General features: G+C 62.6%; 28 protein-coding genes. 14 read left to right on the plus strand and 14 right to left on the minus strand.

Going from position 1 to position 26,386, the window contains the following annotated elements:
• Positions 1-63: 63 nt before the first annotated feature.
• The 9 genes from J9789_RS04720 to J9789_RS04760 form a co-directional block, all read right to left on the minus strand.
• Positions 64-900 (minus strand): DegV family protein, encoded by an 837-nt coding sequence (locus tag J9789_RS04720; RefSeq protein WP_209342922.1) that lies wholly within the window; start codon positions 898-900, stop codon positions 64-66.
• A 126-nt stretch (positions 901-1,026) separates the two neighbouring features.
• A complete protein-coding gene (locus J9789_RS04725) occupies positions 1,027-2,385 on the minus strand; it encodes an alpha-amylase family glycosyl hydrolase (protein ID WP_209342924.1) in 1,359 nt (452 codons plus the stop codon).
• 32 nt (positions 2,386-2,417) lie between these two features.
• Positions 2,418-3,158 carry a tRNA (guanosine(37)-N1)-methyltransferase TrmD gene (gene trmD, locus J9789_RS04730; protein WP_209342925.1) on the minus strand — a complete coding sequence of 247 codons (741 nt, stop codon included), beginning with the start codon at positions 3,156-3,158 and terminating at the stop codon, positions 2,418-2,420.
• Entirely contained in the window at positions 3,151-3,651 is a 501-nt protein-coding gene (rimM, locus tag J9789_RS04735; RefSeq protein WP_209342934.1) for a ribosome maturation factor RimM, read from the minus strand. Before rimM ends, trmD begins: the two co-directional genes overlap by 8 nt.
• Before the next feature lie 101 nt (positions 3,652-3,752).
• A complete protein-coding gene (locus tag J9789_RS04740; protein WP_087338349.1) occupies positions 3,753-3,983 on the minus strand; it encodes a KH domain-containing protein in 231 nt (76 codons plus the stop codon).
• Between the two features lie 18 nt (positions 3,984-4,001).
• On the minus strand, positions 4,002-4,241 hold the full coding sequence (gene rpsP, locus J9789_RS04745) for a 30S ribosomal protein S16 (protein ID WP_007489428.1): 240 nt from the start codon (positions 4,239-4,241) through the stop codon (positions 4,002-4,004).
• A gap of 69 nt (positions 4,242-4,310) precedes the next feature.
• On the minus strand, positions 4,311-5,669 hold the full coding sequence (ffh, locus tag J9789_RS04750) for a signal recognition particle protein (RefSeq protein ID WP_209342936.1): 1,359 nt from the start codon (positions 5,667-5,669) through the stop codon (positions 4,311-4,313).
• A gap of 3 nt (positions 5,670-5,672) precedes the next feature.
• The gene (gene ylxM, locus J9789_RS04755; protein WP_087338355.1) at positions 5,673-6,041 is read right to left on the minus strand and encodes a YlxM family DNA-binding protein; all 369 of its coding nucleotides are present in this window, start codon (positions 6,039-6,041) and stop codon (positions 5,673-5,675) included.
• A 111-nt stretch (positions 6,042-6,152) separates the two neighbouring features.
• Entirely contained in the window at positions 6,153-6,917 is a 765-nt protein-coding gene (locus tag J9789_RS04760) for a formate/nitrite transporter family protein (RefSeq protein WP_209342938.1), read from the minus strand.
• A 168-nt stretch (positions 6,918-7,085) separates the two neighbouring features.
• Between J9789_RS04760 and J9789_RS04765 the strand changes: the two genes are divergently transcribed.
• The gene (locus J9789_RS04765) at positions 7,086-8,348 is read left to right on the plus strand and encodes an Ig-like domain-containing protein (protein ID WP_348633630.1); all 1,263 of its coding nucleotides are present in this window, start codon (positions 7,086-7,088) and stop codon (positions 8,346-8,348) included.
• Between the two features lie 37 nt (positions 8,349-8,385).
• On the opposite strand, the gene J9789_RS04770 is transcribed toward J9789_RS04765, so the two are convergent.
• Entirely contained in the window at positions 8,386-9,528 is a 1,143-nt protein-coding gene (locus J9789_RS04770) for an MFS transporter (RefSeq protein ID WP_209342942.1), read from the minus strand.
• A 296-nt stretch (positions 9,529-9,824) separates the two neighbouring features.
• On the opposite strand from J9789_RS04770, the gene J9789_RS04775 reads away from it, so the two are divergent.
• Together J9789_RS04775 and murF are read left to right on the plus strand one after the other, a co-directional pair.
• Positions 9,825-10,874 (plus strand): D-alanine--D-alanine ligase, encoded by a 1,050-nt coding sequence (locus J9789_RS04775; RefSeq protein ID WP_209342944.1) that lies wholly within the window; start codon positions 9,825-9,827, stop codon positions 10,872-10,874.
• 42 nt (positions 10,875-10,916) lie between these two features.
• Entirely contained in the window at positions 10,917-12,308 is a 1,392-nt protein-coding gene (gene murF, locus J9789_RS04780) for a UDP-N-acetylmuramoyl-tripeptide--D-alanyl-D-alanine ligase (protein ID WP_209342946.1), read from the plus strand.
• Between the two features lie 44 nt (positions 12,309-12,352).
• On the opposite strand, the gene mtnA is transcribed toward murF, so the two are convergent.
• Complete coding sequence (gene mtnA / locus J9789_RS04785) at positions 12,353-13,342, minus strand: S-methyl-5-thioribose-1-phosphate isomerase (protein WP_209342955.1); 990 nt, start codon at positions 13,340-13,342, stop codon at positions 12,353-12,355.
• 88 nt (positions 13,343-13,430) lie between these two features.
• Here mtnA and abc-f point away from each other — a divergent pair, with 88 nt between their 5' ends.
• From abc-f to J9789_RS04835, 10 genes are all read left to right on the plus strand, one after another.
• Complete coding sequence (abc-f, locus tag J9789_RS04790) at positions 13,431-15,332, plus strand: ribosomal protection-like ABC-F family protein (protein WP_209342957.1); 1,902 nt, start codon at positions 13,431-13,433, stop codon at positions 15,330-15,332.
• Complete coding sequence (locus J9789_RS04795; protein WP_209342959.1) at positions 15,329-15,967, plus strand: YdcF family protein; 639 nt, start codon at positions 15,329-15,331, stop codon at positions 15,965-15,967. Before abc-f ends, J9789_RS04795 begins: the two co-directional genes overlap by 4 nt.
• A gap of 12 nt (positions 15,968-15,979) precedes the next feature.
• On the plus strand, positions 15,980-17,044 hold the full coding sequence (gene prfA, locus J9789_RS04800; RefSeq protein WP_209342961.1) for a peptide chain release factor 1: 1,065 nt from the start codon (positions 15,980-15,982) through the stop codon (positions 17,042-17,044).
• 40 nt (positions 17,045-17,084) lie between these two features.
• Positions 17,085-17,342: a hypothetical protein gene (locus J9789_RS04805; RefSeq protein WP_209342964.1), complete on the plus strand. Its 258-nt coding sequence runs from the start codon at positions 17,085-17,087 to the stop codon at positions 17,340-17,342.
• 149 nt (positions 17,343-17,491) lie between these two features.
• Positions 17,492-18,517 carry an L-threonylcarbamoyladenylate synthase gene (locus J9789_RS04810; protein WP_209343726.1) on the plus strand — a complete coding sequence of 342 codons (1,026 nt, stop codon included), beginning with the start codon at positions 17,492-17,494 and terminating at the stop codon, positions 18,515-18,517.
• Between the two features lie 106 nt (positions 18,518-18,623).
• Positions 18,624-18,872: a hypothetical protein gene (locus J9789_RS04815; RefSeq protein WP_209342966.1), complete on the plus strand. Its 249-nt coding sequence runs from the start codon at positions 18,624-18,626 to the stop codon at positions 18,870-18,872.
• A gap of 39 nt (positions 18,873-18,911) precedes the next feature.
• Entirely contained in the window at positions 18,912-19,394 is a 483-nt protein-coding gene (locus J9789_RS04820; protein ID WP_209342968.1) for an RNA polymerase sigma factor, read from the plus strand.
• Entirely contained in the window at positions 19,387-20,106 is a 720-nt protein-coding gene (locus J9789_RS04825; RefSeq protein ID WP_209342970.1) for a hypothetical protein, read from the plus strand. The genes J9789_RS04820 and J9789_RS04825 overlap by 8 nt, the downstream gene beginning before the upstream one ends.
• Positions 20,107-20,273: 167 nt before the next feature.
• The gene (gene coaE / locus J9789_RS04830) at positions 20,274-20,870 is read left to right on the plus strand and encodes a dephospho-CoA kinase (RefSeq protein WP_209342972.1); all 597 of its coding nucleotides are present in this window, start codon (positions 20,274-20,276) and stop codon (positions 20,868-20,870) included.
• Between the two features lie 26 nt (positions 20,871-20,896).
• Positions 20,897-22,303, plus strand: a complete 1,407-nt coding sequence (locus J9789_RS04835; protein WP_209342974.1) for an aminopeptidase — start codon at positions 20,897-20,899, stop codon at positions 22,301-22,303.
• A gap of 71 nt (positions 22,304-22,374) precedes the next feature.
• Here J9789_RS04835 and J9789_RS04840 read toward each other — a convergent pair whose 3' ends face one another.
• The 3 genes from J9789_RS04840 to J9789_RS17260 are packed head-to-tail and all read right to left on the minus strand — an operon-like array spanning position 22,375 to position 25,199.
• Positions 22,375-23,775: an SH3 domain-containing protein gene (locus J9789_RS04840; RefSeq protein ID WP_209342976.1), complete on the minus strand. Its 1,401-nt coding sequence runs from the start codon at positions 23,773-23,775 to the stop codon at positions 22,375-22,377.
• An 18-nt stretch (positions 23,776-23,793) separates the two neighbouring features.
• A complete protein-coding gene (locus tag J9789_RS17255) occupies positions 23,794-24,837 on the minus strand; it encodes an S-layer homology domain-containing protein (RefSeq protein WP_348633631.1) in 1,044 nt (347 codons plus the stop codon).
• The gene (locus J9789_RS17260; RefSeq protein ID WP_209342980.1) at positions 24,816-25,199 is read right to left on the minus strand and encodes a D-alanyl-D-alanine carboxypeptidase; all 384 of its coding nucleotides are present in this window, start codon (positions 25,197-25,199) and stop codon (positions 24,816-24,818) included. The genes J9789_RS17255 and J9789_RS17260 overlap by 22 nt, the downstream gene beginning before the upstream one ends.
• 310 nt (positions 25,200-25,509) lie before the next feature.
• Between J9789_RS17260 and J9789_RS04855 the strand changes: the two genes are divergently transcribed.
• Positions 25,510-26,355 carry an undecaprenyl-diphosphate phosphatase gene (locus J9789_RS04855; RefSeq protein ID WP_245185073.1) on the plus strand — a complete coding sequence of 282 codons (846 nt, stop codon included), beginning with the start codon at positions 25,510-25,512 and terminating at the stop codon, positions 26,353-26,355.
• Positions 26,356-26,386 lie beyond the last annotated feature (31 nt).

A 26,386-nucleotide genomic window follows, 5' to 3' on the forward strand; every position in this document is an offset into this window, starting at 1 on the left:
TAGCACGTTTAAGAGAAAAAAGCAACCGCCCGGGCAGCGCCCAGGCGGTTGCAGTTTTTTGGCTCAGTATGCGGCAATGACGCCGCCGTCGTTGGCGTACACCGTAGAGATGCCGCCGGTCTCGCCGATAATAACCTCGGAGAACTTGCACTGCTTCTGTACCAGCTCCTTCAGATGGAAGGCACGGTCCAGACAGTTGCAGTGGACGATGCACAGCCGCCGTCCGGTGTGGTTGGGGTCAGCGGCCATCATGCCTGCCATCTTGGACAGGGCCTGCTTGATGGACAGGGCCTGGCCCTTCTTGCAGATCTCGCCCTCAGGTGTGGAGCCCATCAGCAGCTTGATGTGCAGGGTGCTGGTCACCAGGGCCTGGGTGCGGGTAAGCCGTCCGTTTTTCCGCAGGTTGTCCAGGGTCTCCAGGACGAACAGGGTATTCATCTCACCGATATAGGTGGAGGCACGGCTGACCACGGTGGTGAAGTCCAGGCCGGCTTCCGCCAGCTCCTGGATTTTCAGGGCCACCAGCACTTCACCGGCGGAGGCGGAGCAGGAGTTGAAGATGTGGATATTGGTGCCGGGGTGGTCCTCCAGCCACAGATTGCGGGCCTGGGCGGCCGCATTGTGGGAGCCGGACAGCAGGGCGGATAGGGTGACCACATAGATGTCGTCCGCGCCGCAGTCAAAGGCATCCAGATACTGAGCGGGGGAGGGGCAGGAGGACTGGGGCGCGGTGGGGCAGTCCCGCATCTTCTGAAGCAGAGCACCCTGGTCAAAGGTCTCATCGTCTACGATGGTATCGCTCCCCACCCGGATGGTCAGGGGGACCTTGAGGAAGCAGTCCTCCCGCAGCTGAGCGGAGGTGAGGTCACAACAGCTGTCAACAATGATCTTAAAACTCATAACAAAAACCCTCGAATATAATTTCAAAGATGATATTGCTTATTGGCGCTATTGTAACACCATTTGGAAAAAAAGTAAAGGGAGAAAGTGTGAATAATCTGGAACCGGTGGGAGAAATCCGCAACCTTACCAGGCAAAACGGTCGGGGGCGCCCACCAGGATACGGGCGGAGCAGGGAGGTACGGGCAGCCAGGTGCGGCCGCCGTCATTGTTGAAGATGGCGTTGTCGTTGAGCACGTCCTGAAGCACCGGCTCCTGATGGGGAAACTCCACGTGGACCTCCTGGGGCTCCAGGTTGAGTACCACATACACCCGCTGGCTGTCGGTGGCCCGGCGGAAGACCAGCTGCTGGTTTTTGATGACCACGTTCTCGTACTGGCCCTCCTGAATGGCAGGGAAGGCGGCGCGGATCTTGGCCAGCTTGGCCAGGTGAGCGCACAGGCTCTGATCCAGCTCCATCATGTCCTTCAGGTCCAGGCAGGGGCGCAGGGGGGCGTCGGAGAACTTGGTGCGCTCTCCTTTGATGGCCCACTCGCTGCCGTAATAGATGGAGGGTACGCCGGGCATGGTGTACAGCAGGGTGTACAGGTTGTTGATGTGGGCTGGGTCTCGTAGCTTGGAGGCCAGCCGGTCCACGTCGTGGTTGTCGGCGAAGTTGTACAGGGTGATGTTGCGGTAAATGCCGCCGGGGCCGCACTGGCGGTGGAGGGAGTGGGCGATCTCAAAATAGTTCTTGTCGTTGTGGGAGGACCACAGGCCCTTCCAGCATTCGTAGTTGGTGACGGAATCCAGCATATCGGGATTGGCCCAGCGGGCGTAGTCCCCGTGGATGATCTCGCCCATCAGCCAGAAGTCCGGATTTTTCTCCTTCACAAAGCCCTTGAGGGTGCGGAAGAAGTCAAAATCCACGCAGTCGGCGGCGTCCAGCCGCAGGCCGTCGATGTGGAATTTGTCCATCCACATGGCCACCGCGTCCAGCAGGTGGCGCACCACGTCAGGGTTGCGCAGGTTGAGCTTCACCAGCTCATAGTGGCCCTGCCAAGCGGTGTACCAGAAGGGATCGCCCATGGGGGAGGGGCCACCGAAGTTCAGGTCGTGGAACCAGCCGCAGTAGGGAGAGCCCTGGCCGTGCTCCTGCACGTCCCGGAAGGCCCAGAAGCCCCGGCCCACGTGGTTGAAGACGCCGTCCAGCACCACCTTGATGCCGTTTTCGTGGAGGGCGTCACACAGAGCGGCGAAGGAGTCGTTGTCTCCCAGGCGGCAGTCGATCTGGAAGTAGTCGGTGGTGTCGTAACCGTGCTTCACCGACTGAAACACGGGACCCAGGTAGAGGGCGCTGATCCCCAGCTCCTTCAGGTGGGGGATCCAGTCCTTCAGCTTGTCCAGCCGGGGCACGGGGGCACCGCCGGGATTGTACTCCGGCGCGCCGCAGAACCCCAGAGGGTAGATGTGGTAGAACACGGACTGATTGACCCAATGACTCATGGCTGACTCCTCCAGTCTCAAATGAAATTCAATTATGCCTCTTCTTCCAGCTCCCGCAGCAGCTTCTGGTCCTCCTTGGAGGACAGGTCCAGCTTTTCATACAGGTCGGGCCGCCGCTGGCGGGTGCGGAGAATGGACTGCTTACGCCGCCACTGGGCGATCTTCTTATGATCGCCGGAGCGGAGGATCGGGGGGACCTTGCGGCCGTGCCACTCCTCCGGACGGGAGTACTGGGGATATTCCAGCATTCCGTTCCAGTGGCTCTCGTTTTCAAAGCACTCGGGGTCGGCCAGCACGCCGGGTACCAGCCGGGCCACCGCATCGGCCACCACCATGGCAGCCAGCTCGCCGCCGGTGAGCACGAAGTCGCCGATGGAGATCTCCTCGTCCACGCACTCGTCGATGAAGCGCTGGTCGATGCCCTCGTAGTGGCCGCACACCAGGATCAGGTGGTCGTAGTCGTCCCGCAGGCGGCGGGCGTCGGACTCGGTAAAGGTCTTGCCGCAGGGGGACATATAGATGGTGTGGCCGGGGCCGTAGGTATCCACGATATGCTTCCAGCACTGATAGAGGGGATCGGCCTGCATCACCGCCCCCCGGCCGCCGCCGTAGGGGTAGTCGTCTACCTGCTTCTGCTTGTTGAGGGTGTAATCCCGGATCTGGTGGGCCTCAATGCGGATGATGTCCCGCTCCTGGGCCCGGCCCAGGATGGACTCGTTCATCATGTCACCCACGGTCAGATCGAAGAGGGTCATAATGTCAATGCTATACATCGGTGCGCATCCCCTCAATGAGGCGGACCTTGATGTAGCCGCCCTCCACATTGGTCTCCACCAGGAACTCGTCCACGGCGGGGATCATATACTCATGCTCGCCCTTGACCACGTAGACCTCGTGGGCGGGGGGCGTGAGCACGTCGGCCACCACGCCCAGCTTCTCACCGGTGGCGGCGTCCATGACCTCCAGACCCATCAGGTCGGCGATGAAGTGGCGGCCGTCGGGCAGCTCCACGCCGGTGCGGTCGATGAACACCGTTTTGCCCTTCATGGCCATGGCGGCGTTCACGTTGTCCACGCCCTCCAGGAAGGCCAGCACGTTGCCCTTGTGGATGCGGGTGGAGCGGACCTTGACGGGCTTGCCGTCCACATACAACACATCAAACTGGCACAGAAATTCCGGGGAATCGCACCAGGGGACAATCTTGACCTCACCCTGGATGCCATGAGTATTGACAATCTGCCCGGCCTCTAAAAATTGATTTTTCATCGGTTATCACCCTGAATCATATAAAATCTGCAGGATATGAAAAAGCCGACCGACCACAGGGTCGGTCGGCTTTTTCATATCCGGGGGAGTGGCCCCCGGAGTTAGTCGACGATCTCGACGGAAACCTTGGTGCCCTGGCGCTGAGCAACGGAGCGCATCAGGGTGCGGATCTCCTTGGCAATGCGGCCCTGGCGGCCGATCACCTTGCCCATGTCCTCGGGGGCGACCCGAAGCTCCAGGACGGTCTCGCTCTCACCCGCGTGCTCGGTGACCTCCACGGAATCGGGGTGGTCCACCAGGTTGCGGGCGATATAGGTGAGCAATTCCTTCATGCCAGCTGTGCCCTCCTATCAGATGGCGCCAGCTTTTTTCAGCAGAGCCTTCACGGTCTCAGTGGGCTGAGCGCCGGTCTTGATCCAGGCCTGGGCGCGCTCGGCGTCCACCTTGATCTCGGCGGGCTGGGTCAGAGGATTGTAAGTGCCGATCTCCTCGATGAAACGGCCGTCACGGGGATAGCGGGAGTCAGCCACCACGATGCGGTAGAAGGGAGCCTTCTTGGCGCCCATACGACGCAGTCTGATCTTAACCATTGTATCTTCACCTCCATGTAATCGTAAAGCATATCTATGGAAACGCGGCGTGGCGCGTTTACCACCAAGTTAGAAGGGCAGGCCGGACATCTTGCCGAACTTGCCCATTTTCCCCAGCTTGCCCAGACGCTTCATCTGTTTGCCGGAGAACTGCTTGCTCATCTGCTGCATCATGTCGAACTGCTTGAGCAGACGGTTGATGTCCACCACCTGGGTGCCGGAGCCGGCGGCAATGCGCTTTTTCCGGCTGTTGTTCAGCAGGGAAGGATCTTCCCGCTCGGCAGGGGTCATGGACAGGATAATGGCCTCGGTGCGGGCCAGCGCGCCCTCATCCACAGCAGCGCCCTCCAGGGCCTTGCCGTTGAGTCCGGGAAGCATCCCGGCGATGTCGGAGAGGGAGCCCATGCTCTTGAGCTGCACCAGCTGGTCATAGAAATCAGAGAGGGTGAACTTGTTCTTGCGCAGCTTCTGCTCCAGCTCGGCGGCCTTCTTGGCGTCGAAGGTCTGCTGGGCCTTCTCGATCAGGGTGAGCACATCGCCCATGCCCAGGATACGGGAGGCCATACGGTCGGGGTAGAACACGTCCACCTGGTCCAGCTTCTCGCCCTGGCCCACGAACTTGATGGGCTTGCCGGTGACCGCCTTGATGGAGAGGGCCGCGCCGCCTCGGGCGTCGCCGTCCAGCTTGGTGAGCATGACGCCGGTGATATCCAGAGCCTCATCAAAGGCCTTGGCGGCGTTTACCGCGTCCTGACCGATCATGGCGTCCACGATGAGCAGGATCTCGGTGGGATTGATGGCCGCCTTCATGTCCTTGAGCTGTTCCATCAGCTCCTCGTCCACGTGGAGACGGCCGGCAGTATCAATGAATACGATGTCATTGCCGTGTTTCTTGGCGTGCTCGATGCCCGCCTTGGCAATGTCGATGGGATCGATCTGGCCCATCTGGAACACGGGCACATCCACCTGGGAGCCAACCACCTCCAACTGGGTGATGGCGGCGGGGCGGAAGGTGTCGCAGGCCACCAGGAGGGGCCGCTTGCCCTGTTTTTTCAGAAAGCCCGCCAGCTTGGCGCCGTTGGTGGTCTTGCCGGCGCCGTTGAGGCCGCACAGCATGACAACCGTGGGGGGCTTGGGGGAGATGGTCAGCTTGGTGCTCTCGCCGCCCATCAGATTGGTCAGCTCTTCGTTGACGATCTTGACGATCATCTGAGCGGGGGTCAGGCTCTCCAGTACGTCGGAGCCCACAGCCCGCTCGGTGACAGAGGCCACAAACTGCTTGACCACCTTGAAGTTTACGTCGGCCTCCAGCAGGGCCATCCGGATCTCCTTCATGGCCTCCTTGACGTCGGCCTCGGTGAGACGGCCCTTGCCCCGCAGCCGCTTGAAGGCGGCGGACAGCTTTTCGGTCAGTCCTTCAAATGCCATGGGTTACTCCTGTTTCAGCTGATCCAGAATGCCGCGGATGCGGCCGCACTGGATCTCAACCTCGTCGTCCTGCCAGCGCTGCTCGTTGCGCTGGGCGATGGCATTCACCGCTTCTTCCACCTCCAGGAACTGCTGCTGCATCTTGTGGAAGCGCTTGATGATGCCGGTCTTGTCCTCCAGCTCGGTGAGGATGGCCTCGGCCCGGACGATCACGTCCCGGACGCCCTGGCGGGTGATGCCGTAGTTTTCGGCAATCTCAGCCAGAGAGAGGTCCTCATTGTAGTAGAGGTCATAGAATTCCTTCTGACGGTCGGTGAGCATGTCTCCATAGAAATCATAGAGCAGAGCCATGCGGTAGGCCTGGTTCTTCATGGTACACCCTCCTTCAGGAAGTCGTTCTGTAAAGGAAGTAAAGTTTCAAAGCTTTACAACAGAGGTGATGATACACGATTTTCCTCCGTTTGTCAAGGGGGAAACGACGCTTTATTTTTCTTTTTCTTCGGCGGCGTACCACAGGGGATAGCCCAGCACTACCGCGCCGCCCAACAGGTTGCCCAGGGTGACCCACAGCAGGTTCCAGCCCATGGCCCAGTCGGCGGTATGGGTATACAGCGCGTACAGGGCAAAATAGGCCATGTTGGCGATGGAATGCTCCAGGCCGGTGAGCACAAAGGTGGTGATGGCCAGGGCAATGACCAGGGCCTTACCGGTCTCGCTGTGAAGGCGGAAGCCGGCAAACACCCCGATGCATACCAGGAAGTTGCACAGCACGCCCCGCAGCAGCAATACGTACCAGGGCAGGGACAGCTTGCCGGGCACAATGACGGCCAGATAGGCCCCCAGCAGGTCAGCGCTGGCTCCGGAGCCCACCAGCACCAGACAGAGCAGGACGATACCCACCAGATTGCCCAGGTAGGACAGCACCCAGATCTTCAGCGCGCCGGGAAGGGAGACACTTCCTTCATATAAAGAGACCCCCATCACCAGGTTGCAGCCGGTGAAGAGCTCACCCCCCAGCAGAACAATTAAGGTGAGGGCAGCGGAGAAGGTAATGGCCCCAAGCAGCTTGGCCACAGGCAGGGCGTCAGTGTAAAACCAGGCGGCACACAGGGAGGACAGCAGCGCCCCCACAAAGATGAAGGCACCCGCCAGGGCGGCCCGGGTCAGGTAGCGCAGGGGGGCGGAGCGGGCCAGGGTCAGCTTGTCGGCTCCCGCCCGGGCGATCTGTTCCACAACGGTTCGGTTCATGGGTTTCATTCCTCCAGTTTGCCGGCGGCGCAGCCAAACCGGCGGGTATAAATGCTACAGGGTTATTGTAACGGAGATCGTCCCGCCGCACAAGAGGCAGGTGCGGATTTGCATATTTCCCCCGGACTGGCAAAGACTATAGGTACATCAGACAAGGAGGTCATACCAGTGAGAATCCGTATCCTGATCGCCGCGGCCCTGGCGGCGGCAGCTCTGACCGCCGCTGTGTCCGCCTCGGCGTTGGTTTCCGACCGGGAGGAGAGCAATCCGGCGGTGCTGGACGTGGTCAAAAACGGCATGGCGGCCCAGAGCATCGACTTTCAGTCCTCTGACTTTGTGGTGGAGGGGGAGGGCGCCCTGGACGCCATTGTAATCACCCAGCTGTCCGAAGAAGGGGTGCTCACCGTAGGCGGCCAGATGGTGGGTGAGGGGGACGTGATCGCCATGAGCGCGGTGAACGGCCTGCGCTTTACCCCTGCCTCCGGGTCGGAGGCCACCGAAGCCGGGTTCCGGTTCCAGCCCCTGTTTGCCGACGGGGGACAGGGGGAGGAGGCCGGTGTGGAACTCCACCTGCTGCATGAGGCCAACGGGGCCCCGGTGGCCGAAAATCTGGAGCTTACCACTTATAAGGATGTAGCGGTTACCGACCGCTTCTCCGCTGTGGACCCGGAGGGCGACCTGCTCACCTACCGGCTGGTGAAAAAACCCGCCCGAGGGTCGGTGACCATCGGGGAGGACGGACACTTCGTCTACACCCCCTATGAAAACAAGACCGGCAAGGATTCCTTCACCTATATCGCCATGGACACGGTGGGCAACGCCTCCGATCCGGCCACCGTCAAGGTGAAGATCGAAAAGCCGGACACCAAGGTGACCTATGCCGACCTGGACGGCCACCCCGCCCATAAGGCGGCCATCCGCCTGGCGGAGGAGGGGGTCTTTGTGGGGGAGTGCATGGGAGGAGCCTACTTCTTCCAGCCTGATGCCGCCGTCACCCGCAGCGAGTTTGTGGCCATGGCCATGAACGCCGCCGGGGTGGAGTCTCTGGAGGGGGTGTCCCGCACCGGCTTTGCCGATGACGAGAGCATCCCCACCTGGGCCAAGCCCTATGTGTCCTCCGCCCTGAAGTGTGGCCTGGTTCAGGGCACCACCGACGAGGAGGGCCGGGTGGTGTTCCGAGCCGATGACTCCATCACCACCGCCGAGGCGGCGGTGCTGCTGGACCGGGTGCTCTCGGTTACCGACGTGGACGCCCAGACCTTTGCAGCTGACGCCCCCGCCTGGGCGGCCCAGTCGGCGGCCAACCTGTCCACCTGTGGGGTGCTGCCGGCGGATGCCGGTCTCAGCGAGACTCTGACCCGGGGAGAGGCGGCGGAGCTGCTGTGTGCCGCCCTGGATCTGATGGACAGCCGGGACACGGGCTGGTTTTAAAACAGGAAACGGCCGCTGAAAAGCGGCCGTTTTCCGTTTAAACCCGGGGACGGGATGCATACCATTTGAAAAAGAGAACCAGACCGGCCAGGCAGAGCCCGCCGCCCAGCCAAAAGGCATAGGCCAAATTGATTTCCGCCAGAGCGCCGAAGGCCAGGTTGGTGCCTACACCCACTCCATCCATCAGCATGGCGTGGACGCTGAGGGCGGTGGCCCGGTGTGGGGTGGTGACCTGCTGGTTCTGCAGCTCCATGAAAAAGGGCTGGAACAGGGTATTGCACAGCCGCAGGCCCAGAATGGCGCAGACGGAGGGCAGGGGGGAAATGGTGAGGGCCAGTACCACACAGGCCAGCATTCCGCCGCCGTAGAACAGAAGGGCAGCCCCGCGCTTTCCCATCCGGCGGGTGAGCCGGGCGGACCAGATCCCCGCCATGCCCGCCACCGTGGCGGCGATGTAGAGCAGGCCGATGGCCTCATCGGACAGACCGCACCGGGCATATTGCAGCTGATTCAAAAAGGTGGTGATGGTCTGGTGGGCCTCGGTGAGCAGCACGCCGGCCAAGAGGAAGAGCAGCAGCCGTCGGTCGCACAGGGTCTGGCGCAGCACATCCAGGGTCAGCCTGGCGGAGAAGGGGGCGGGGGCCTTCACCTCGGTAAGCCCCAGGGCACACAGGGCGGCAGCGCCGTAGCTGAATACGGTCAGCAGACCGGCCAGAGCGTAGTTGTCCCCCACAAAGAGGGAGAAAATGAGGGCGGCCGCCAGCAATCCGGCGGTCTGGAGGCTATTGTACCGCCCAAAGACCTTCTGGCTGTCCTGCCCGCCGCAGGAGAGATACAAAATGCTGGTATCTACGCCGGACAGACCGGCGGTCACCACGCTGAGCAGGATGCGCTCCAGCAGGAAGCCGCCGAAACCGGTGGCCTGCCAGAACACCAGCTTGGAGACAAAATAGAGAAAGCAGCAGGCCACCATGGTGTTTTTGTAGCCCAGCTTGTCGGCCAGAATCCCCCAGGGTACCTCCAGCAGGATGCACAGGGCCAGGGAAATGCTCTCAATCAAGGTGATCTGGGCGATGGATACCCCCTGTGCCTCCCGATAGAGGGTGGCGATGGGGCCGTAAAAGACCATGCCCTGGAGCAGGGCGATGGCATACATGCATCGCAAGTTGCGTTTGGACATAAAAAATCCGATCCTTCCTGTTTAAATGCACAACAACAAGGCGCTGCTGCGCAGCACCGGATTATGACTGTGCACCTCAGGTGGGATCGTACCGCATCACAAAAACTCCTGTCTTTCAGGATAGGACTACTGTATCAGACAGGAGGGCTCCTGTCAAGAAAGCCGGGAGAGCGCCTGGAAAAAGGGAAGATTTCGTCATCCTATGGCGGAAAGATGGTTGAGTATAGCGGTAAAGCGTGCTATAATATACCACTAGCGCGTATCATACTGTATCAAACTGGCAACTGAGGTGTGTTATGAAGATCGTAGTTTTGGCCGGGGGTCTCTCCCCGGAGCGGAACGTGTCCCTTTCCACCGGCACCATGGTGACCGAAGCCCTGCGGGCCCTGGGCCATCGGGCGGGACTCATTGATATGTTTTTCGGCCTGGAGCAGGGCCGGGCGGACGAGTCTTTTTTTGACGCGCCGGTGCCCGATTCCTTTAAAAAGATCAGCCGTGAGGCTCCCGACCTGGAGCAGGTCCGGGCCAGCCGTCCCGGCGACAGCAAGAGTGTGTTCGGCCCCGGCGTGCTGGAGCTGTGCCAGATGGCCGACATGGTGTTCCTGGCCCTCCACGGCACCTGCGGCGAGGACGGCAAGGTGCAGGCTGCCTTTGACCTGATGGGCATCCCCTACACCGGTGCGGGCTACCTGTCCAGCGCCATCGCCATGGATAAGGACCTGACCAAGCGGATGGTGGCCGACGTGGTGAACACCCCCGGCTGGAAGACCGTGGAGTATAAGGCCGAGGACATCGACGGCCTGGTGGAGCATGCCCGGCTGCCCCTGGTGGTGAAGCCGGTGGCCAGCGGCTCCTCCATCGGCGTGTCTATCGCCCACACCGCCGACGAGCTGCGCAAGGCCCTCACCGACGGGCTGGAGCTGGGTGGCCGTACCGTGCTGGAGGAGTACATCAAGGGCCGCGAGATCCAGGTGGGCATCCTGGAAGGGAAGGCCCTGCCCTCCATCGAGATCATCCCCAAGGAGGGCTTCTACGACTACGCCAACAAGTATCAGCCCGGCGCGGCTCTGGAGGTGTGCCCCTCCGAGATCCCGGCGGAGTGGGAGGAGAAGCTCCGCGCTTCCGCCCTGCGGGTGTATGAGACCCTGGGCCTGTCCGTCTATTCCCGGGCTGACTTCATTGTCACCTCCGACGGGGAGCCCTGGTTCCTGGAGATCAACACCCTGCCCGGCATGACCCCCACCAGCCTGCTGCCCCAGGAGGCCGCCGCGGTGGGCATCAACTACAACGAGCTGTGTCACCGCATTGTCAACGCCTCTCTGGAGGCCAGAAAACAGGGCCGCTAATCCGGCGGATCTGGAACGAGAGAGATCAAAGGAGAAAGCATCATGGAGCCGATGACCATACGAGAGATCATGGAAGCGGTAGGCGGCAGCCTGCTGGGAGACTTCGGGGATCTGAACCGTACGGTGGGCCGGGTGGAGACCGACAGCCGTACGATCCACCCCGGTTCTCTGTTTATCCCCCTGGTGGGGGAGCGCTTTGACGGCCACGCCTACATCAACGCCGCCCTGGAGGGGGGCGCGGCGGGCTGCTTTACCCAGCGGGAGCGGGACAGCTACCTGCCCGGCAAGTTCTATATTAAGGTGAAGTCCACCCATCGGGCCCTGCGGGATCTGGCCAAGTACTACAAGCAGAAGTTTGCCGTCCCCGTGGTAGCTATCACCGGCTCGGTGGGCAAGACCACTACCAAGGACATGGTGGCGGCGGTGCTGGGGGAGAAGTTCAACGTCCTCAAGACCGAGGGCAACCTGAACAACGACATTGGCGTGCCCCTGACCCTGCTGCGGCTCAAGCCGGAGCACCAGATCGCCGTGCTGGAGCTGGGTATGAACCACGCCGGGGAGATCGACTACCTCTCCGCCATTGTGGAGCCCGATATGATCCTGATGACCAACATCGGCGACTCCCATATCGAGCACTTCGGCTCCCGGGAGAAGATCCTGGAGGCCAAGAGCGAGATCTTCCACTACGCCAAACCGGGCGCTCCCGCCATCATCAACGGCGACGACCCGCTGCTCAATACCCTGCCCGGCAAGCTGGATCACCCCTTCATCCGGGTGGGCTCCGCCGAGGGCCTGGACTACCGGGCGGTGGACCTGGCCAGCGACGGCAAGAGCCGCATTACCTGTAAGGTGGAAACGCCTGACGGTGATTTCCAGGTGGAGATCCCCGCCCTGGGCGACCACATGATCTATCCCACCCTGATGGCCACGGCGGTGGGCCGGCATTTCGGCCTCACCGAGCAGGAGATCGCCGACGGCGTGCTCCATTTTGCCCCCACCAAGATGCGGATGAACATCCTGTCCCGGGCCGACGACATCACCATCCTCAACGACACCTACAACGCCAACCCCCAGTCCATGCGGGCGGCGGTGCAGGTGCTCTCCAACGCCAAGGGGGAGTACAAGGTGGCGGTGCTGGGCGACATGTTTGAGCTGGGCCCCCTGGCCCCCGCCCTCCACGCCGGTATCGGCGAGTACCTGGGCAAGGCGGGCATCCACTGCCTGGTGGCGGTGGGTGAGCTGTCCCAGCATATCTATGACGCCGCCAAGGCGGCGGGGGTGTCGGTGTGCTGGCACTGCGCCACCAAGGAGGAGGCCAAGCCGGTGCTGGATAGCGTGGTGCGGCCCCATGCCACTATTCTGGTAAAGGCCTCCCGGGGCATGGCCATGGAGGAGCTGGTGGAGTATCTGATCTCCATCACCAAAGAAGCATAAAAGAGGCCGCCGGACATCTGTCCGGCGGCCCGTTTGGCCCTCTGTTATCCAAACAGCTTCTGTAAATTCTCTTTGAAGGGCGGATAGATGACACCCTTCTCGGTGATGATGCCGGTGACCAGACTGTGAGGGGTCACGTCAAAGGCGGGGTTGTACACCTCCACCGTGGCCGGCGCGGTCTGGACCCCGTACAGGGTGCGCACCTCGTTCATGTCCCGCTCCTCGATGGGGATGCCGCTGCCGTCGGGAATGGTCAGGTCGATGGTGGAGCAGGGGAGAGCCACATAGAAGGGTACCCCGTGGTGGTGGGCATTTACCGCCACCGAATAGGTGCCGATCTTGTTGGCGAAGTCTCCGTTGGCCGCCATCCGGTCGCAGCCCACCACCACCATGTCGATCTTGCCCTTGGCCATCAGGCTGGCGGCCATGTTGTCGGCAATGAGGGTGGCGGGAATGTGGTCGGTGACCAGCTCGTAGGCGGTGAGCCGGGCGCCCTGGAGCAGGGGACGGGTCTCATCAGCGTAAACCATATCCACTTTACCCTGTTCGTGGGCAGCCCGAATGACTCCCAGGGCGGTACCGTAGCCGCCGGTGGCCAGGGCACCCGCGTTGCAGTGGGTGAGGATGTGGGCGTGATCGGGCACCACGGCAGCGCCGTAAAGGCCCATAGCCTTACACATGGACACATCCTCCTGATGGATGACCACCGCCTCGGCAATCAGGGTTTCCGGGTCTCCGCCGCAATCGGCGGCCTTTCTGGCCATCCGGTCCAGGGCCCAGAACAGATTGACCGCCGTGGGGCGGCTGGCGGCCAGGACGGCCTTGGCCTCATCCAGGTTGTCCCCGGCCAGAGCGGCCAGGCAATAGGCATAGGCGGCGGTGACGCCGATGGCGGGTGCGCCCCGCACCACCATGGTGCGGATGGCATCGGCCACCGGGCGATAATCGGTATAGGGGATCCAGGTCTCCTCTACCGGAAGCTTTGTCTGGTCAAGCAGGTAAAGGGTATTTCCTTCCCAGCGGATCGCGTCCATAGAGAACTCCTCCTTGTGATGCGGCCCCGGCAGACCGGGGCGCTTTGTTCCAACCGATTGTATCACACACACCATTTGGAGGCAAGCAATGATCGATATCTCCGTCTCGAACCTGAGCAAAGAGTTCGAGGTAGGCAAAAAAATATTGGACGGCCTCACCTTCCAGATCGACCAGGGGGAGCGGGTGGGCCTGCTGGGCAAGAACGGCGCCGGCAAGACCACCCTGTTCAAGATCCTCACCGGCGAGCTGGACTGGGACGACGGTGAGGTTCACATCGCCCCCGGCAAGGGGGTGGGACTCATCTCCCAGATCCCCGTCTATCCGCCGGAGTACACGGTGGAGGACGTGCTCCAGACCGCCTTCCAGCGGCTCCACGACATGGAGAAGGAGATGGAGGAGCTGACCGTCCGCATGGGTCAGGACAGTGACCCGGCCCTGCTGCGGCGGTACGATGCCCTCACCGCCGCCTTTGAGGCGGGGGGCGGCTACGACACCGTCACCCCCCTGAACAAGGTGTGCAACGGCCTGGAAATTTCCCAGGACATGCGCAAACAGCTCTTTTCCTCCCTGTCCGGCGGCGAGAAGACCCGGGTCAACCTGGCCCGGCTCATCCTGGAGGACACCGACGTCCTCCTGCTGGACGAGCCCACCAACCACCTGGACCTCCACGCCACCGAATGGCTGGAGGAGTACCTGGACCGCTATAAAGGAACCGTCCTTGCCATCTCCCATGACCGCTGGTTTCTGGACCGGGTGGTCAAGCGGGTCATCGAGATCCAGGACGGCAAGGCGGAGTTCTACGAGGGCAACTACTCCTTCTACGTGGTGGAGAAGGAGCACCGCTATCAGGAGAAGCTGAAGCAGTACGAGAAGGAGCAGGCCAAGATCGAGCAGCTGGAGAAGGCTGCCGAGCAGCTGCGGGTGTGGGCCTATTCGGGTAACGACAAGACCTTCAAGCGGGCCCAGTCCATGGAGAAGCGCATCGAGCGCCTGCGTACCACCGACAAGCCCACCAAGGAGCGCCGCCTGGACATCAAGTTCGGGGAGCGGGAGTTCCGGGGGGACGAGGTGCTCACCATCAAGGAGCTGAAGAAGTCCTTTGACGGGCGCACCCTCTTTGACCACGTCAATCTGGAGGTGGTGGGAGGGGAGCGCATCGCCCTGCTGGGCGACAACGGCACCGGCAAATCCACCCTGCTGAAGATTCTGCTGAAGGAGGAGGAGCCCGACTCCGGAAAGCTAAAGATGGGGCCCACTGTAAAGGTGGGTTACCTGCCTCAGATCATCCACTTCTCCCACCCGGAGCGCAACCTGGTGGACACCATGATCTACGATCAGGACTGTTCCACCCAGACCGCCCGTAACCGGCTGGCCGCCTTCAACTTCCGGGGAGAGGACGTATTCAAGCCGGTGTCCGCTCTGTCCGGCGGCGAGCAGAGCCGTCTGCGGCTGTGCATGCTGATGGATGAGAAGATCAACCTGCTCATCCTGGACGAGCCCACCAACCACCTGGACATTGCCAGCCGGGAGTGGATCGAGGACGCGGTGGCCGACTACGAGGGCAACCTGCTCTTCGTGTCCCATGACCGCTACTTTATCAAGCAGTTTGCCACCCGCATCTGGATGCTGGAGGACGGCCACATCACCGACTTCCGGGGCACCTTTGAGGAGTTCCGGGCCGCCCGGGAGCGAGCCAAGAACCAGGCCGCCGCCCCGGTGAAGGTGGAGCCGGAGAAGCCCAAAAAGGAGAAGCCCAAGCGCCCCGGCGGCACCAAGGAGCTGGAGAAGCAGGTGGCCGCGGCGGAGCGGGCGGTAGCCAAGGCGGAGGAGCGGCAGTATGAGCTGTCCCTGAAAGCCGAGGAAGTGGCCTCCAACTATCTGGAGCTCCAGAAGGTCTACGAGGAGCAGAAGGCTCTGGAGGACGAGATCGCCGCCCTGTACACCAAGTGGGAGACCTTGGCGGCCGAGCTGGAAGAGGCCAAGGGATGAGACGAAAGAAACAGTATTACCGCCCTTACGAGGGGCGCAGAAAGCCGGCGTGGCTGCTGGCCCTGCTGGCCGCGATCCTGGTGCTGGCCCTGGGCTTTGTGGTGCTGTTGGGCCTGGTGCTCACCGGCGCCCGGGACAGCATTACCGGGGAGCCCAAGGTCATGGTCATTCTGGGCTGCAAGGTGGAGTCCTGGGGACCGTCCGTTTTGCTCCAGGACCGACTGGACAAGGCCCTGGATTATCTGGAGGACCACCCGGACCTGACCATCGTGGTGTCCGGCGGCCAGGGGCCCGACGAGCACATCAGCGAGGCCCAGTGCATGTACGACTATCTGACGGACCACGGGGTGGACGGCGACCAGATCCTGCTGGAGGACCAGTCCCACAATACCGTACAAAACCTGCGCTATACCGTGGACTTGCTGGCGGAAGAGGGGTACGATACCACCGCCGATATGGTGGTGGTGTCCAACGGCTTCCACCTGACCCGGGTGCGGATGCTGTGGAGCCGGGTATGCGGGGGAGACTATAATCTATCCACCCTGGCGGCCCCCAGCTCCCATGTGCCTTCCCGCCTGAAGATGTACATCCGGGAGCCTCTGGCGCTGGTCAAGTCCTATTTCTTTGACAGGTGATATAATTTGGATATGCTGCAAAAACTGAACGCCCTGGACCTGCGCTTTGCCAGCATCGAGGCCCAGCTGGGGGCGGGGGAGACCTACAACGACCCGGCCCTGGTGGCCAAGCTGAACAAGGAGCAGCGGGAGCTGGAGCCGCTGGTCACCGCCTACCGGGCCTATACCCGCCGTCAGCAGGACCTGAAGGACGCGGAGGAGCTGATGGGCGACCCCGACATGAAGGAGCTGGCCCAGGAGGAGTACCAGCAGGCCAAGGAGGACATCGCCCGGCTGGAGGACGAGATCCGTATTCTGCTGCTGCCCCGGGACCCCAACGACGACAAAAATGTCATCGTAGAGATCCGGGCGGGCGTAGGCGGGGAGGAGGCGGCCCTGTTTGCCCACTCCCTGTACCGCATGTACTCCATGTACGCCGACAGCCGCCGCTGGAAGGTGGAGGTGGACTCCATCAGCGAGACCGAGTTGGGCGGCGTGAAGGAGATCTGCTTTACCATTGAAGGAGACGGGGCCTACTCCCGTCTGAAGTTTGAAAGCGGTGTCCACCGGGTCCAGCGGGTGCCCGAGACCGAGTCGGGCGGCCGCATCCACACCTCCACCGCCACCGTGGCAGTGCTGCCCGAGGTGGACGAGGTGGACTTTGAGCTCAACCCCGCCGACATTGAAATGCAGGTGTTCCGCTCCTCCGGCGCCGGCGGTCAGCACGTCAACAAGACCTCCTCGGCCGTGCGGCTTATCCATAAGCCCACCGGCACGGTGGTGGAGTGCCAGCAGGAGCGCAGCCAGTTCCAGAACCGGGACAAGGCCATGCAGATCCTGCGTTCCCGGCTGTACGAAGAGAAGGTGCGGGAGCAGGAGCAGGCGGTGACCGACGAGCGCCGCAGCCAGGTGGGCACCGGCATGCGCAACGAGCGTATCCGTACCTACAACTTCCCCCAGGGACGGCTCACCGACCACCGCATCGGCCTGACCCTGTACAAACTGGAAAATGTGATGAACGGCGACCTGGACGAGATCATTGACGGGCTGATCACCGCTGACCAGGCGGAAAAGCTGCGGCACAGCCAGGCGGAATAAACGGGGCATTTCCCGGAATCCTAGAAAAGGAGTTATGACCATGGAACTGATCATTCACTTCAACACCCTGCCCGAGGGCCTGACCCTGGATCTGGTGAAGGACGATCTGGCCGGCATTCTGGAGGACGACGGCTGGCTCACCGGCTCCGGCGCCAACTATCTGGAGCTGGAACTGGAGGACGAGAAGGTCAACCCCAAGTACGGCATCCTCACCGTGAAGGGCTATCTGCAGAAGGCAAAGTTTGCCCCCGACACCACCATTGAGCTGGCGGGCACCCCGGTGGGCATCTACGAATAACAAAGGAGACGGTTTTGTATGAAAAAGGCCATTGGTATCCTGCACATCCTCTCCGGCGCCGCCCTGATGGCGGCTGGTATCCTGACGGTGGTCCAGAAGAGCCGCCATCGCCGCCGCCGTCGGCGTTTCTGAGAAAGCGGGTATGAGTGATGCAAACCCTGCGTTTGAATGACAAACAGATCGGGGAGGCGGCAGACATCCTCCGCCGGGGCGGCCTGCTGGGCATCCCCACGGAGACGGTGTATGGCCTGGGAGCCAACGGCCTGGACCGGGAGGCGGTGGCTCACATCTTTGAGGCCAAGGGACGGCCTCAGGACAACCCGCTGATCCTCCACATCCCCTCCGCAGACTGGCTGGAGCGGTACTGCGAGGATATCCCGGAGGCGGCCTACGCCCTGGCCGACCGCTTCTGGCCTGGTCCCATGACCATGATCCTGAAGCATAAGCCCATCGTGCCCGACACGGTCACCGCCGGTCTGGACACGGTTGGGATGCGCTGCCCGGCCCATCCGGTGTGCCGGGCCATCATTGCCGCCGCCGATGTGCCGGTGGCCGCCCCCTCGGGCAACACCTCCGGCCGGCCCAGCCCTACCAACATGGCGGACATGCTGGAGGATATGGACGGCAAGATCGACGGCATCGTGGACGGCGGCCCCTGTTCCGTGGGGGTGGAGTCCACCATCATCGACCTGACCGAGCAGCCTCCCCGGCTGCTGCGGCCCGGCGGCATCACCCTGGAGCAGCTGGAGAGCGTGCTGGGTGAGGTGGCGGTGGACCCGGCGGTGACCCGGCTCATGGGAGCGGGGGAGCAGCCCAAGGCCCCCGGCATGAAGTACCGCCACTATGCCCCCAAGGCTCCGGTCACCGTGGTGCAGGGCGCGCCCGAGACCGCGGCCCGGTACATCCAGACCCATATGGACCCCGGCGACGGGGTGATCTGCTTTGACGAGTACACCCAGCTCTTTGAGGGCCATCCCGTGGAGCAGCTGGGCCCCAGCACCGACGTGCCCGAGCAGGCCCGGCGGGTCTTTGACGCCCTGCGGTGGTTTGACGGCACCAGCGTCACCCACATCTGGGCCCAGTGTCCCGATGCCACCGGCATCGGTCTGGCGGTGGCAAACCGGCTGAACAAAGCGGCCGGATTCCATATCATCCGGGCGGATGAAGCAGATTAAAAAGGTGGCCGTGAAAACACGGCCATCTTTTTTTCATCCGGCTGAAAGGATTCCTCCTGCTGGCTCGTATTCAGGGTGAGACCAAATCAGGCAAGGAGGAATTTGTATGAAAAAGCTGTTGATCGGCGCTGCCGTTACCGCCCTGGTGCTGATGGTGGGATTCACCACCGCCTTTGCCGCCAGCGGCCGGAACTATGTGGACGCAAACGGCGACGGCGTGTGCGACAACCGGGGGACCTATTGTCAATACATGGATGCGAATGGCGACGGCGTGTGCGACAACTACGGTACCCACTGCCGGAACGGCGGCACCGGCTGCCGCGGCTGGGGCCGGGGCTGCCACGGCGGCTGGTAACAACATCGGGAGAGACCGGAGGGGAGATGAGGGCAGGCCATGCGGGACGAAGCGGAGACCAACCGGGCCATTGAGCGGTACGGCGACACCGTGCGGCGGCTGTGCATGATCCATCTGAAAAATGAAGCGGATACCCAGGACATTTTTCAGGCGGTGTTTCTCAAATATCTGCTCCATGACAGGCCCTTTGAGAGCCAGGAGCATGAAAAAGCTTGGTTTATCCGGGTGACCATCAACGCCTGCAAGGACCTGCTCAAAAGCGTCTTCCGCAGCCGCACGGTGCCCCTGGAGGAGCTGAGCGCCCAGATCGCCCACCTGCCTGACCAGCATCGGGAGGTACTGGGGGCTGTGCTGGAGCTGCCCCAGCGGGAGCGGCAAGTGGTGTATCTCCACTACTATGAAGGATATACTGCCCCGGAGATCGGGCAGCTGCTGGGGAAGAACGTCAATACCATCTACACCAACCTGGCCCGGGCCAGGGAGCGGCTGCGGGAACGGCTGGGAGGGGAAGACTATGGATGAGCGGATCAGAGACGCCTTTGCGTCCATTCACGCCGAGGAAGAACTGAAGGAGTCCACCCGGGCTGTTCTGGAACAAGCCCGCACCCGCCGCCGGCGGCCTGCCCGCGCCCTGGCGGCAGCCGTGGCCTGCCTGGTGCTGCTGGTGGTGGGAATTGGTGGATACCAGTTTTACTTTACACCTACTTCTGTCCTCAGTATCGACATCAACCCCTCCCTGGAGCTGGGGGTCAACCGGTTTGACAAGGTGGTATCGGTTCAGAGCTACAACGAGGACGGCCAGATTTTAGCGGATACCCTGGAATTGAAGTATCTGGACTACCGGGACGCCCTGGAGGAGCTGCTGGCCAGCCCCGATATTGCGGACCGGCTGGCCCAGGGGGCCCTGCTGTCCATCACGGTGGCGGGAGAGAACGAGACCCAGTGCGGCCGCCTGCTGGCGGGAGCGGAGGCCTGTACCGCCGGGCAGGAGAATGTCCACTGCCGCCACGGCGACTCAGAGAAGCTGGAGCAGGCCCACCATGCGGGGCTGTCCCTGGGCAAGTATGAGGCCTTTCTGGAGCTCCAGGCTCTGGACCCCACCGTCACCACCGACGATGTGGCGGGGCTGACCATGCGGCAGATCCGGGACTGGATTGCATCGCTGGAGCGCGGAGGCACGACGGTAGGAGAGAGCCAGACCGGCCACGGCCACCATTACGGCTGGCATGAATAACCGAAATGGGACGGCGAAGTGTTTCGCCGTCCCATTTTTTCGTGTTTGGAAAAAATCGTTTTTCAATCGGCCTCCGTTTGTGGTATACTAAGCGGGCGGCCACAATTTACAAATCGCTCACACACCCCTTGTACAGTGTGGTATACTAGCATCTGGAGGCGAAGGACATGAAACGCATCGGCATCACCGGTCCCACCGGGGCAGGCAAGACCACGGCCCTCAACGCACTGGCGGAGCTGGGCGTCCACATCATCGACGCCGACCAGGTGTATCATGACCTGCTGGCAAACAGCGCCCCCATGAAGGAGGCCCTCACGGCCCGCTTCGGCCCCGCCATTCTGGACGATGCAGGGAAGGTGGACCGGAAGGCTCTGGGCAACGTGGTCTTTGCAGACCCGGCGGCTTTGGCCGACCTGAACGCCATCACCCACCGGTTTATCATTGATGAGATCGACCGGCAGGCGGCCCAGGCGGAAGCGGAGGGACGGCCCGCCGTGGCCATCGACGCCATCGCCCTCATTGAAAGCGGGGTGGGGGAGACCTGCTCCGCGGTGGTGGGCATCCTGGCCCCCAAGGAGGTGCGGGTCCGCCGCATTATGGCCCGGGAGGGCATTTCCGAAGAATACGCCCGCAAGCGGGTGGAGGCCCAGCAGGGGGACGATTTTTTCCGCGCCCACTGCACCCACATCCTGGAGAACGGGGAGGGCTCGCCGGAGGAATTCGGCAGGCGCGCCCGTACGCTCTTTGAATCGTTGATCCGGTAAAAGTTTAGATATAGGAGGCATTCCAAATGGAAGAGAAACAGAAGACCCCTGGCGAGCTGCGGCGGGAAGCCCTGCTCTATCAGCCAAAGAACGGCTATGACCGCCTGCCCGCTGCGGAAGAGGCGGATCTGAACGCATATTGTGAGGATTACAAGAAGTTCCTGGACGCCGGCAAGACCGAGCGGGAGTGCGTGGATGAGACCATCCGCCTGGCCGAGTATCACGGCTTCAAGCCCTTCACCCGGGGCATGACCCTCAATCCTGGCGACAAGATCTATCGTTCCAACCGGGGCAAGGCCATCATGCTGGCCGTCATCGGCAGCAAGTCCCTCAGCGAGGGCGTCAACATCGGCGCTGCCCACATCGACTCCCCCCGCCTGGACCTGAAGCCCAACCCCCTCTATGAGGATTCCGAGCTGGCCTTCTTCAAGACCCACTACTACGGCGGCATCCGCAAGTATCAGTGGGTGACCATCCCCCTGGAGCTCCACGGCGTCATCGCCCTGAAGGACGGCTCCACCGTGAAGGTTGCTCTGGGCGTGGGCGCTGACGAGCCCCGCTTCACCATTGACGACCTGCTGCCCCACCTGGGTGTGGAGCAGTCCAAGAAGCCCCTGGGCGAGGCCATTCCCGGCGAGAGCCTGAACCTGCTCATCGGCAGCCGTCCCTTCGCCGGTGACGAGGGTGCCGACCGGGTGAAGCTGGCCATCATGGACCTGCTGAACCAGAAGTACGGCATCCTGGAGGAGGACTTCATCTCCGCCGAGCTGTCTGCCGTGCCCGCTTTCAAGGCCATGGACATCGGCTTTGACCGCTCCCTCATTGGCGCCTACGGCCACGACGACCGTGTGTGCGGCTTCGCCGCCCTGGCCGCCCTGTTCACCCTGGGCACTCCCACCCGCACCGCCGTGTGCATGCTGGCCGACAAGGAGGAGATCGGCTCCGTGGGCGTGTCCGGCATGGAGTCCGCCGCCTTCGATACCTTCATGAGCGACCTGTGTGACAGCCAGCGGGTGCCCCTGAAGGTGTGCTATGAGAAGTCCTTCTGCCTGTCCTGCGACGTGACCGCCGCCTTTGACCCCAACTTCGCCGAGGTGTATGAGAAGCGCAACAGCGCCCGCGTCAACTACGGCATGGGTCTGTGCAAGTACACCGGTGCCCGGGGCAAGTCCGGCGCCTCCGACGCCTCCGCCGAGGTGGTGGCCTACACCCGCAAGGTGCTGGACGCTGCCGGTGTGGTGTGGCAGATGGCCGAGCTGGGCAAGGTGGACGCCGGCGGCGGCGGTACCGTGGCCTGCTTCATGGCTGAGCGTGACATCGACACCATCGACGCCGGCGTGCCCGTGCTGAGCATGCACGCCCCCTTCGAGACCGTGGCCAAGCTGGACTGCTATATGACCTACAAGGGCATGAAGGCCATCTTTGAGGCCTGAGCCATTTGAATGAACGAACAGGACCCCTCCGGCATGGGCCGGAGGGGTCTTCTTTGCGTCTATGGAATTTGTCAGGGCGCGGTGCTCCGGCAGCGGGTGATCTCAAAGCCGCCGGTAGAGGTGCGCCCCTCCGCCAGGGTGCGGGCGGCGTAGTCGTTGAAGTGCCACCACTCCGACTCCAGCGGGGTCATGCCCGCCTTGCGGAAGTAGTACCGCAGAGCGATGGCCGGGTCATTCATGGTATCGGCCAGAATAGTTTCCCCGGGGCCGGTGGTGGAGGCGGCCGCCATGCTCAGCTCGTGGATGGGGGTGGGCATCTCATATTCATGATATTCCACCGGCTTCAGGTAGGAGTACCCGCCGGTGGTGTGCACCTCAGTGCGGGTGACCTTCACCAGGCTCACGTCCACTGCAAAGCCCTTCTGGTGGTTGGAATAGCCAGTGTTGATGAAGTAGGTCATGGACCAGGGCTCGGTGGTGATGCCCGCCTTTACCTCCGGGTCCCGTTCCGCCAGGGATGTGAGTGCCTTGACCACCGCCCGTTGGGTGTCGTAGGGCCGGTAGGCCTCGTACAGCTTCAGGCTGTTGCCCTGGGCCAGGGCCTTCTGCTGGGCGGCACAGATCTTTTTGGCGGTGGCATACAGAGCCGGCATGAGGAACTGCTCCTCGTCAAAGCGGGGGTTGTACACCTTGCCCTGGTAGAGGGCCTTGCCGGTGATGCCGGGGATATCCTTTCCCGAGCTGGTGTACCGGGAGTCATAAGCATTGGTGGCGTCATATAGGATAGAAGGGATCACGTCGGGCAGGTTGATCATGCAGAACCGGTGCTCCACCCAGCCGGTGCCGTAGCCTGAGGACACTTTCCACCAGCCGCCCTTTTCCGCCAGAATGGTAAAGGAGGTGCCGGGAGGCAGTACCGCCAGGGCCCCGGCATAGGGATCGGGGGTGGGCTGCGCCGAGGCGGCCAGGGTGCGGGCCACCACCGCCGGAGTGGGGGAGGGCTGCTCCTCCGGCACGACCTGGACGGGCTGGGTTTCCTCCACCGGGGGCAGGGACTCCGCCGGTGTGGGGCTGACCACAGCAGGGGAGGGGGCAGGCGTAGCGGTTGGAGTGGGTGTTGCCGTGGGTGTGGGAGTCGGCGTCGGTGTGGGCGTGGGAATCGCATCCCACAGGCCGATCTCCACCGCCGCGTAGCCGGTGGCTCCGGTCACCGGCAGCTCCAGTCCGCCAGTGAGCTTGGGGGTGTTCCGGTCCAGGGTGTGGTCCTCCTCCCAGCTGGGCGGGGTTGGGGTAGGCTCCGGTGTAGGTTCCGCAGAGGGGGAGGGAGTCGGTTCCGACGTGGGAGAGGGGGCGAGGGATACCGATGGGGTGGGGCTGGCGGACCCCTCCGGCTGTGGGTCTGGTCCGCCGCAGGCGGCCAGACCGGCCAGCAGGGCCAGCGCGCAGAGCAGCGCGGCGCCTCGTCTCATCATAGTGGTTCACCTTTTAAGTTACAGCAAATCGGTCACACGGCTGAGTACCGCGGCAGCCTCAGCACGGGTGGAGGTGAACAGGGGCATCAGCTTGTTGCTGCTGCCTCCCTGGAACAGACCGGCGGCGGAGGTGCGGGCGGCGGCCTCCAGAGCCCAGAAGGTGATGTCGCCGTCGTCGGCAAAGCCCAGGCCGTTTTCATCGGGCAGATCCAGGCAGCGGTCGATAATGACCATCATCTCCTGGCGGGTAATGGGCTGATCGGGCAGGAACTTGTCATCGGTGCCGGTGACCAGACCCAGGCGGGCGGCGGGCAGGATGTAGTCGGCAGCCCAGGTGCCCTCCACGTCGGTAAAGACCGGCTCCTCCGGCTCCTCAGTGGGCTGGGGCAGGGCGCCCGACTGCTCCAGGGCGGTGTACAGCATGGCGGTGAACTCCGCACGGGTCACCTGGTCGTCCGGGCGGAAGGAGTCGCCGTCGGCGTGCAGCTCCACGCCCAGTTCCTTCAGATCGGCTACGTCCTCCCGGCACCAGTGATAGGTCACGTCGTCATAGGGGGACTGGTACTCCAGCATGGCAAAGCCGTAGTCCAGCAGGGCGGCGCTGTCGGTGTGGCGGGTGCGGTCGTTGGAGGACTTCATGACCACGGAAATGATGCGGCGGCCGTTCTTCACGGCGGTGGCGCTGAGGCAGTAGCCGGCAGCAGAGATGGTGCCGGTCTTGAAGCCGTCCACGCCGTCATAGGCATAGTCCAGGCCGGGCAGCAGCTTGTTGGTGTTGGGGTACCACTTGCCGTTGAAGGTGACTCCGGTGAGGGAGGTGTAGTTCAGAATCTGGGGGAAGCGGTCGATGAAGGCCCGGACCAGGATGGCCTGGGAGCGGGCGGTCAGGTAGTGGACGTGGGCGCCGTGGCAGTTTTCATACTCCGCCGTCATGCCCAGCCGCTGGGCGGTTTCGTTCATCCGCTGGACAAAGGCGGCCTCGCTGCCCGAGATGTACTCGGCCATGACGATGCAGCTGGCGCTGGCGGAGGGAATCATAATCAGCCGGAGCAGGGTGTCCACCGACACGGAGGACCCGGCGGTGAGGGGCACTGAGGCGGGGTAATTGCTGCCGTCCCGGGACTTTGGGCGTTGGCGGCGCTGATGGGCACCATGGTGTCCAGGGTCAGGTTTCCGGCCTCCAGCTCCTCAAAGATGATGTAGGCGGTCATGATCTTGGTCATGGAGGCGGGGACCCGCATGGTATCGGCGTCCTTTTCATAGAGGACCTCGCCGGTATCATAGTCCATGACGATGGCGCTGGCGGCGGTGACGGAGGGCTCCTGAGGGGCCGGGGCGGCCAGCGCCATCTGGCTGAGCAGGAGGGCAAGGAGCAGGACGAGTCCCATGACTCGCATGGAACGGCTGGTTTTGCAGGGGTACATACGTGTCATCTCCGATCCCGGGCCGGGAAGGCCCGCAGGTAGTATACCTGGCGCCGGACGGGTCCGGTGCCGCTGGTTGGTTTCAGTATGTCACATCTGCCAACCTTTGTCAAATGTCGGAAAGGGGAGGGGGGAGGAAGTGAAAAGGGGATGGAAATGTGGGGCGGGATATGGTATTATATAATGTAACTGTCTCACCGCGGGACAGGTCCGGCAGGGGATACCCCGGGCCGGTCAGCTATTTTCAGACGGGTCCGTCCTGCCCCGGTGGCTCGGGCGGTGCCCACCAATCCAAACGGAGGGATTTGTTTTGAGCTATTTGATGGCCATCCTCATGGGAATTATCCAGGGCGTGGCGGAGTTTCTGCCCATCTCCAGCTCCGGCCACCTGGCCCTGTTCCAGCATTTCTTCAATATGGAGAATGTGGAAGAGAAGTACATGTTCTTTACCGTCCTGCTCCACTTCGGCACCCTGATCTCGGTCTTTATCGTCTACTGGCGGGACGTGGTGGAGATGATCCGGGAGTTCTTCCTGGGCATCGCTGCTCTGGCGGGGAAGGATACCGGCACTCCGCCGCCCCCGGCCCGGCGGATGGTGATGCTCATCATCATCGGCACCCTGCCCCTGTTTGTGATGGTCTTCCTGCAGGATGCGGTGAACACGCTGTTTTCCAGCTCCATCATGGTGTCCATCGCTCTGCTGGTCACCGGCTTCATCCTGTTTTTCTCCGACCGCATGGCCAACGGCCATAAGACCGCCAAGAACGCCACCGTGGTGGACGCCCTCATCGTGGGCTGTGGCCAGGCTCTGGCGGTGATCCCCGGCCTGTCCCGCTCCGGTACCACCATCTCCGTGGGCATGATGCGGGGCTTTGACCGGTCCTTTGCTGTCCGCTTCTCCTTCCTGCTCTCCATGCCCGCCATCGTTGGTGCCAACATCCTTGAGCTGAAGGATGCGGTGGAGAGCGGCTTCAATATGGCCGAGCTGCCCATGTATGTGGTGGGCGTAGTGGTGGCCGCCGTGGTGGGCTATTTCGCCATCCGGCTGGTCAAGATGCTGTCCGACAAGGGCAAGTTCGGTAAGTTCGCCTATTACTGCTGGGTGGTGGGTCTTGGCAGCCTCATCGCCGGCATCGTGAAGACAGTGGTGCTGTAAAGCACTTTGCGCTGCCACCCGCCCTTTGGCG

This window comes from Flavonifractor sp. AGMB03687, assembly GCF_017811815.1.
Lineage (GTDB): Bacteria > Bacillota > Clostridia > Oscillospirales > Oscillospiraceae > Flavonifractor.

Coding starts and splice junctions, on each gene's coding strand:
- J9789_RS04720 (WP_209342922.1), bottom strand. CDS start 900: ATGAGTTTTAAGATCATTGTTGACAGCTGTTGTGACCTCACCTCCGCT.
- J9789_RS04725 (WP_209342924.1), bottom strand. CDS start 2,385: ATGAGTCATTGGGTCAATCAGTCCGTGTTCTACCACATCTACCCTCTG.
- trmD (WP_209342925.1), bottom strand. CDS start 3,158: ATGTATAGCATTGACATTATGACCCTCTTCGATCTGACCGTGGGTGAC.
- rimM (WP_209342934.1), bottom strand. CDS start 3,651: ATGAAAAATCAATTTTTAGAGGCCGGGCAGATTGTCAATACTCATGGC.
- J9789_RS04740 (WP_087338349.1), bottom strand. CDS start 3,983: ATGAAGGAATTGCTCACCTATATCGCCCGCAACCTGGTGGACCACCCC.
- rpsP (WP_007489428.1), bottom strand. CDS start 4,241: ATGGTTAAGATCAGACTGCGTCGTATGGGCGCCAAGAAGGCTCCCTTC.
- ffh (WP_209342936.1), bottom strand. CDS start 5,669: ATGGCATTTGAAGGACTGACCGAAAAGCTGTCCGCCGCCTTCAAGCGG.
- ylxM (WP_087338355.1), bottom strand. CDS start 6,041: ATGAAGAACCAGGCCTACCGCATGGCTCTGCTCTATGATTTCTATGGA.
- J9789_RS04760 (WP_209342938.1), bottom strand. CDS start 6,917: ATGAACCGAACCGTTGTGGAACAGATCGCCCGGGCGGGAGCCGACAAG.
- J9789_RS04770 (WP_209342942.1), bottom strand. CDS start 9,528: ATGTCCAAACGCAACTTGCGATGCATGTATGCCATCGCCCTGCTCCAG.
- J9789_RS04775 (WP_209342944.1), top strand. CDS start 9,825: ATGAAGATCGTAGTTTTGGCCGGGGGTCTCTCCCCGGAGCGGAACGTG.
- murF (WP_209342946.1), top strand. CDS start 10,917: ATGGAGCCGATGACCATACGAGAGATCATGGAAGCGGTAGGCGGCAGC.
- mtnA (WP_209342955.1), bottom strand. CDS start 13,342: ATGGACGCGATCCGCTGGGAAGGAAATACCCTTTACCTGCTTGACCAG.
- abc-f (WP_209342957.1), top strand. CDS start 13,431: ATGATCGATATCTCCGTCTCGAACCTGAGCAAAGAGTTCGAGGTAGGC.
- J9789_RS04795 (WP_209342959.1), top strand. CDS start 15,329: ATGAGACGAAAGAAACAGTATTACCGCCCTTACGAGGGGCGCAGAAAG.
- prfA (WP_209342961.1), top strand. CDS start 15,980: ATGCTGCAAAAACTGAACGCCCTGGACCTGCGCTTTGCCAGCATCGAG.
- J9789_RS04805 (WP_209342964.1), top strand. CDS start 17,085: ATGGAACTGATCATTCACTTCAACACCCTGCCCGAGGGCCTGACCCTG.
- J9789_RS04810 (WP_209343726.1), top strand. CDS start 17,492: ATGCAAACCCTGCGTTTGAATGACAAACAGATCGGGGAGGCGGCAGAC.
- J9789_RS04815 (WP_209342966.1), top strand. CDS start 18,624: ATGAAAAAGCTGTTGATCGGCGCTGCCGTTACCGCCCTGGTGCTGATG.
- J9789_RS04820 (WP_209342968.1), top strand. CDS start 18,912: ATGCGGGACGAAGCGGAGACCAACCGGGCCATTGAGCGGTACGGCGAC.
- J9789_RS04825 (WP_209342970.1), top strand. CDS start 19,387: ATGGATGAGCGGATCAGAGACGCCTTTGCGTCCATTCACGCCGAGGAA.
- coaE (WP_209342972.1), top strand. CDS start 20,274: ATGAAACGCATCGGCATCACCGGTCCCACCGGGGCAGGCAAGACCACG.
- J9789_RS04835 (WP_209342974.1), top strand. CDS start 20,897: ATGGAAGAGAAACAGAAGACCCCTGGCGAGCTGCGGCGGGAAGCCCTG.
- J9789_RS04840 (WP_209342976.1), bottom strand. CDS start 23,775: ATGATGAGACGAGGCGCCGCGCTGCTCTGCGCGCTGGCCCTGCTGGCC.
- J9789_RS17260 (WP_209342980.1), bottom strand. CDS start 25,199: ATGTACCCCTGCAAAACCAGCCGTTCCATGCGAGTCATGGGACTCGTC.